At 49.3% G+C, this 6236-nt stretch carries 6 protein-coding genes; 1 reads left to right on the top strand and 5 read right to left on the bottom strand.

Going from position 1 to position 6236, the window contains the following annotated elements; all coding sequences use genetic code 11:
* Positions 1 to 397 precede the first annotated feature (397 nt).
* Genes L2725_RS22865 through L2725_RS22850 form a run of 4 tightly spaced genes read right to left on the bottom strand, consistent with a single transcriptional unit; the run spans position 398 to position 4021 of the window.
* Complete coding sequence (locus L2725_RS22865) at positions 398 to 994, bottom strand: TlpA disulfide reductase family protein (protein ID WP_249251085.1); 597 nt, start codon at positions 992 to 994, stop codon at positions 398 to 400.
* Positions 991 to 1455 carry a heme lyase NrfEFG subunit NrfF gene (gene nrfF / locus L2725_RS22860; RefSeq protein ID WP_428985314.1) on the bottom strand — a complete coding sequence of 155 codons (465 nt, stop codon included), beginning with the start codon at positions 1453 to 1455 and terminating at the stop codon, positions 991 to 993. Before nrfF ends, L2725_RS22865 begins: the two co-directional genes overlap by 4 nt.
* Positions 1456 to 1469: 14 nt before the next feature.
* Entirely contained in the window at positions 1470 to 2033 is a 564-nt protein-coding gene (locus L2725_RS22855) for a DsbE family thiol:disulfide interchange protein (protein WP_249251083.1), read from the bottom strand.
* A gap of 14 nt (positions 2034 to 2047) precedes the next feature.
* Positions 2048 to 4021, bottom strand: a complete 1974-nt coding sequence (locus tag L2725_RS22850) for a heme lyase CcmF/NrfE family subunit (protein ID WP_249251082.1) — start codon at positions 4019 to 4021, stop codon at positions 2048 to 2050.
* A gap of 395 nt (positions 4022 to 4416) precedes the next feature.
* On the opposite strand from L2725_RS22850, the gene ccmI reads away from it, so the two are divergent.
* The gene (gene ccmI, locus L2725_RS22845) at positions 4417 to 5679 is read left to right on the top strand and encodes a c-type cytochrome biogenesis protein CcmI (protein WP_249251081.1); all 1263 of its coding nucleotides are present in this window, start codon (positions 4417 to 4419) and stop codon (positions 5677 to 5679) included.
* A gap of 64 nt (positions 5680 to 5743) precedes the next feature.
* Here the strand turns inward: ccmI and L2725_RS22840 are convergent, their stop codons facing one another.
* Positions 5744 to 6043 (bottom strand): c-type cytochrome, encoded by a 300-nt coding sequence (locus L2725_RS22840; RefSeq protein ID WP_249251080.1) that lies wholly within the window; start codon positions 6041 to 6043, stop codon positions 5744 to 5746.
* Positions 6044 to 6236 lie beyond the last annotated feature (193 nt).

Here is a 6236-nt window from a genome sequence, read left to right as displayed (position 1 = left end):
TGCATGCTGCGCGAACTTCGTTCATTGATGTCTCCAGTGAAGGAGAATAAGTCTTTGTCGACCTCATCAACTACTGTGAATGTCCACACAGATTTGCTTGTCTGTCTAATTTTTAAAGAGCAACCGATGATTTGTTTTCATCGGGTCAGGGCTGCGTATTCTACGCTTTGAAACCCTTTCGTCAAGCACTTTTTTAAAGAAGTTTTTCAAACTCTTCGGTGCTTACCGAATCGACCGTTTTACTCTGCGCTATCTCTACCAGAGAAGCCCGTTGTGCCGTGTCGATGGAGGCGCATTATAGGGAGCCGAATTTATTGCGCAAGGGGTTTTTAAACGAAAAAAGATCGCTTGCTGAGATTTTCAACAAAAGCGATCTTTTTATGGGGTTTCCGCTGAATTATTCAGCTAATTTGGCGGTTTCAGCCCTATTGCCCGGCTTTTTGGCGATCAGGTTGCCAATAAGCTCAACGGCTTTCTTATCGTTCCAGTCGACATAACTGCGAACGAAAGCAACCAAATCTCCATTTTGATCCAAGATAAAGGTGGCAGGTATATAGTCGAGCGGGAACACCTGCCCCAACTTCTGCTGTGGATCATAGTAGGACGTAAAGTCAGGCATACCCAGATCTTTCAAAAACGGTTGTACCTGCTTCTGCCCTTCTGCATCTATAGAGATGGGGAGAACCACAAAGTCATCTTTTCCAAATTGGTGAGAAAGCTCTTCCAACGCTGGCAGCTCGCGAACACATGGCGGACACCAGGTGGCCCACATGTTCACCATCACTACTTTGCCTTTGTACTGGCTGAAATCGACTGACTTTCCATCTTCCGTCTGAAACGGGATGGCTTCTATTGGATAAGATTTGGGAAGAAGTTGAACTTTATCGACGGTGGAGCCGGAGTTTTCCTGGGGATGCGGTTGCATCCCCGGATAGGCCTGAGCTACACCACTGAGCAACGACAGCACAAGTGCAATACTCAGGATGGGTTTCATTTTTGCTGATTCCGTTTCAGTAATTCATCCAGTTGACGCTGGTCTTCCTCGCTTAGCGCCACCTCTTTGGTTACGTTACCTCTTTGGCGACGGACAAACATAAACACAATTGTCAGGCCAATAAGGAACAAGGCAACCGGACCGCCCCACAGAACCAGAGTTTTGTATTCAAACTTTGGTTTGTACAGTACGAACTCACCATAGCGAGTTGTCATGAAATCAACGATCTCATCATCTGTCTTGCCGTCATCTACCATCTTGTATACTTCAAGACGCAGATCCCGGGCTACCGGAGAGTTAGAGTCAACCAGATTCTGGTTCTGACACTGAGGACAACGCAGTTCGCTAGCCAGAGTAATAGCGCGCTTCTGGTTATCAGGATTCTGGAACTCATAGGTATCGATAGGTGTAGCCAGCGCTCCACCTGCCAGAGTCAGGGCCAGCGCGGCTGCGCTGACCATCTTCAGGATACTTCTCATGCTGCACCATCCTTTTTAGCTTCGGCCTGCAGCTGCTGCACCATAGGCAACAAGGTGTCAGTCCATACACGCTGATCGACAGGACCGGCGTGGCGATAGCGGATAATACCTTTATGGTCGATAATGAAGGTTTCCGGAGCACCATACACACCCAGATCCAGACCCAGACGACCGTCTTTGTCATAGATGTTCAGTGCGTACGGGTCACCTTCACGGGCCAGCTCCATAATCGCCGGGCCACGCTCATCACGATAGTTAATACCATATACAGGGACGATATTCTGGCGAGCCAGTCTCATCAGGAATGGGTGCTCGTATTTACAGCTTGGGCACCAAGTTGCCCAAACATTCATCAGGGCAACCTTTCCAACCAGATCTTTTTCGGTGAGAACTTCACCCTGGTTTTCCAGCTTTTCCAGTTGGAAAGCCGGGATCGGCTTTCCTTCCAGTGCTGATTCCAACTGCTCAGGATTCAGGAACAGGCCCTTGTACAGGAAGATACCCATTCCCAAAAACACAATCAGTGGCAGAAAAAGAATAATTCTTCTTTTGTTACTCATGATTTCCTCACAAATCAGGCAGTAGCCGCTTTGGCATCAACGGCGTTTTCCTTGGCGCTTTGACGTACGCGGTAGCGTTTATCAGAAGCAGCGAAAATACCACCTATCATCATGAAAATACTACCGATCCAAATCCAGCGAACATAAGGCTTGTAGTTCAGACGAACCGCAAACTCGGTAGCGCTTACCGGATCACCCATGGTCACGTACAGGTCGCGGGTAAAGCCCCAGTCAATACCGGCTTCGGTCATATCCATGGTGTGAACTGTGTACTGACGACGGTCAGGCTTCAACAAAGTCAGCATCTTATCGTCTTTATATACTTCAACCTGACCTTGTTTGGCCACATAGTTAGGGCCCTGAACCGTTTTGGTTTCAGTGTACTTGAAGGTGTAACCCGCCAACTCATGAGAAATACCAGGGCCCATACGTACACTCTTTTCAAGAGAGTAGTTGGATACCATGGTCGCCCCCACGATGGACATAGCAATACCCATGTGCGCCAGTAGCATACCGGCCTGACTGCGGGTGATTCGGGCCAGGCTCACATCGGCGTCGGCCCGTGGCTTCACAATGTTATAGGCCGCACGCAGTGTCATCAGAGTTACCCAGGTCGCGGTAGCAATACCTGCTACAACCCAGGCATTAAACTGACCGTCGATCAGGAATGGCATTGCCAAACCAACAACTGCAGCAATGATAGCCGGGATAAGGGCCTGACGCCGAATCTCACCTAGCTTGGATTTCTTCCAGCGGGAGATAGGACCAAAGCCCATAAATACAAACAGTACCAGTGCAATAGGCACAAACACTGAGTTGAAGTATGGAGGGCCTACAGAGATCTTACCCATATTCAGGGCATCGATAAGCAGCGGATACAGAGTACCCAGCAGAACCGTACCACAGGAAACAGTCAGCAGAACGTTACAGACCAGCAGGAAGGTCTCTTTAGAGTTCAGCTCGAAACGGGCTGGGCTGGCCATCTCACTGGCGCGCAGTGCAAACAGTGTCAGGGAGCCGCCAATTGCCAGACCGAGCAGCAACAGAATGAACATACCGCGGCTAGGGTCTGCTGCAAAAGAGTGAACAGAGGTCAGTACGCCGGAACGTACGATAAAGGTACCCAGCAAACTCAGAGAGAAAGCGAAGATAGACAGAAGTACAGTCCAGTTACGGAATGCACCACGCTTCTCGGTCACAATCACTGAGTGCAACAGTGCAGTACCGATCAACCAAGGCATAAAGGAGGCGTTTTCAACTGGATCCCAGAACCACCAACCGCCCCAACCCAACTCATAGTAAGCCCACCAGGAACCCAGTGAGATACCGCCGGTCAGGAATACCCAGGCAGCCAGGGTCCATGGACGACTCCAACGAGCCCATGCAGAGTCCAGACGGCCACTCATCAGAGCTGCGATCGCGAAAGCAAAGCTTACCGCAAAACCTACATAGCCCAGATACAGCATAGGTGGGTGGAAAATCAGACCTACGTCCTGCAGCATCGGGTTCAGGTCACGACCTTCAGCCGGCACAGGCAGCAGACGCTCAAATGGACTGGAGGTCAGGATCATAAACAGCGTAAAGCCGATAATAATCATCGCCAGAATACTCAGAACACGGGCGGTGAAGATCTCTTCCAAACCTTTACTGAACATAGCTACCGCAGCAGCCCAGGCAGACAGAGAGAATACCCAGAACAGCAGAGAACCTTCATGACCACCCCAAACGGCAGCGATTTTGAAGAAGATAGGAAGCTGAGAGTTGGAGTGGCCTGCGACGTAGGCTACGGAGAAGTCATCGGTGGCAAAGCTGTATGCAAGAGCAATTACAGACAACAAAATAAAGAAGGCCATACCGTAACTCAGTGGCCAGGCGTAACGCACCAGATATTGATCTTTGCGAGCCGCACCGATCAAGGGCACACTGGCCAACAGGACGGCGAATGCCAATCCTATGATCAGTGAAAAGTGTCCAAGTTCTGGGATCATGGGGGTTCCTCAGTCTCATGTTCAGGCAGATTAATACGGCGCTTTGCCGTACAACGCACAACAATTGAGCGTTAATTTTTTGGTCATTTTAGTATTTGCTATAGTTCCTGTCTGCCCCTTTCGACCAATAATGGGTTGCTTGTCGCATTCTCGTAAATCCCCATTTTTGAAGTGGTTTAAGGCAAGTGACAGTTCCACGAGTGTGACAGAGCCAAGTCCATTAAGTTTCAACAAATTTTTACCTTGTAGACTAATCTGTGAACCAGTCCCCAACTCTACTCATCCGGGTTGGAATGGGGGTTATATTACTGTTCAATGAATCATCTTCCCGTATAATCCGGGAATCTAACCGTGCGGCCAAGCCGCAAATAGTCAACTAACGTGAAGTAGAAATAATGACCACATTCTGGATTTTTATTGCGCTTGTGCTGTTAGTCAGCCTGCTGATGATTTGGCTGCCTCATTTCCGTCAACAAAAGCTCATTCGCGCCGAAGAAGCCGGTGTCCGTAACAAAACCAACGTAGAGTTGTTCAACGAACGTCTTGCCATTCTTGAGAAAGAACTGGAAGACCAGTTGCTGGATGAAAAAGAATTCGAAGCCCTGAAGCAAGAGCTCGAAGTGAGCTTGCTGCAGGATATGAAGCAAGGCCAGGATGAATCTCTGAGCGTGCAGGCAAAGCCAAAGGGTATCCTGTGGCCAGCTATTATGTCTGTTGCCGTGGTAGCTGTGGCGGGTTACTCCTACATGAAGCTCGGTGCCTATGACGCACTTGAGTATATGCAGAACAACCCTCAGGCCAATAATCCTCACGCCGGTATGACTGAAGAGCAGATGATTTCTCAGCAGATCGAAATGATGGAAGCTCAAGCCAAAGGTCAGCCTGACAACAGCCAGCTGTGGTTCAACCTGGGTCATGCATACACTTCTGCCAATCGTTATGATGAAGCCATCGGTGCCTTTGATAAGGTGATTGAACTGGTTGGTGAACATGCAGAACTGCTTGGCCCGAAAGCCACAGCCATGTACTACAAAAACAACCAGACCATGACCCCGGAGATCCAGGCGATTGTTGATAAATCGCTGGCGAAAGATCCAAAAGATCCTTCTACCCTGCTGCTGGTTGGTATGAATGCGTTTTTCACCGCTGACTATGACAAAGCGATTGAAGCGTGGGAAACCCTGTTGACCAGCGACCGTCAGGATATCGACCGTGCCTCGGTTAACAATGCGATTCAAACCGCCAAAATGCGTATTGCCGCTGAGTCTGGCGAGATGCCAAACGACAGCAACCACAGCGCCATAATGGCCGGTGAAGACCAGACTGTGACCATTGAAGTGTCTATCTCTCCTGAACTGCAGGACCAGGTAGCCTCGACCGATATGTTGTTTGTGTTTGCCCGCAACACCGAAGGTGAAAAGGTGCCTCTGGCAGCAACCAAGATCAGCGCCAAGGCTTTGCCAGCCAAGGTAGTACTGGATAACTCAACCTCTATGGGCGGCGCACTTAAGCTGAGCGATGCCAAGAACGTAGAGATTATTGCCGTACTGTCCAAGCACGGAAGTGTGCGCCCACAGAGCGGCGACCTGAAAGGCCAGCTGGCTTCAGTACCGGTTGGCGACACCGCGACACTGGTTCTGGATACTCAGGTTCAGTAACACCTGGCAAACGCCAGACATAAAAAAACCGGCAGTTGCCGGTTTTTTTATGTCTTAGCGACGATTACTTAGCTTTTGACATGAATTCAATTGCTGCCTTGTAATCTTCATCGGAGCAGTCTGTGCACATACCGCCTGGTGGCATGGCGCCTTTACCAGTCTTAACAGTTGCAACCAGGGCATCCAGACCAAGTGCCAGACGAGGCTCCCAGGCAGCAGCGTCAAATGACTTAGGAGCGTTGGCAACGCCCATAGCGTGACAAACCTGACAAGCCTTGTTGTAAACAGCCTCTCCATCTTGTGCAAACACGTTCGCTGACATAGTCAATGCGGCTACTGCAGTCATAGCTAACAGTTTTTTCATCTTCATCGTTCCTAATGTAAAAATTGACAAGCTCAAGCTCATGGCTGCCTTTAAATTCTTTGGCAGACTTATCATCGGCTCTTTAAGACTACAACAAATATCAATAAATCTCACCTTTTTGTGATAATCGTCCGCAAGTTGCCGTTTTACGTCAGTTTCGCAACCTTACAGCGAGATGTTTTAGCATTATTTT

Origin of the sequence: Shewanella corallii (assembly GCF_023349125.1) — a bacterium.
Lineage (GTDB): Bacteria > Pseudomonadota > Gammaproteobacteria > Enterobacterales > Shewanellaceae > Shewanella > Shewanella corallii.
Note: the sequence above shows the minus strand (reverse complement) of the source record. Positions and strands in the feature narration are given on the sequence as shown.

Bases quoted from the DNA above. Each gene is read 5' to 3' on its own strand.
- L2725_RS22840 (WP_249251080.1), bottom strand. From the start codon at position 6,043: ATGAAAAAACTGTTAGCTATGACTGCAGTAGCCGCATTGACTATGTCA.
- L2725_RS22850 (WP_249251082.1), bottom strand. From the start codon at position 4,021: ATGATCCCAGAACTTGGACACTTTTCACTGATCATAGGATTGGCATTC.
- nrfF (WP_428985314.1), bottom strand. From the start codon at position 1,455: ATGGTCAGCGCAGCCGCGCTGGCCCTGACTCTGGCAGGTGGAGCGCTG.
- L2725_RS22865 (WP_249251085.1), bottom strand. From the start codon at position 994: ATGAAACCCATCCTGAGTATTGCACTTGTGCTGTCGTTGCTCAGTGGT.
- ccmI (WP_249251081.1), top strand. From the start codon at position 4,417: ATGACCACATTCTGGATTTTTATTGCGCTTGTGCTGTTAGTCAGCCTG.
- L2725_RS22855 (WP_249251083.1), bottom strand. From the start codon at position 2,033: ATGAGTAACAAAAGAAGAATTATTCTTTTTCTGCCACTGATTGTGTTT.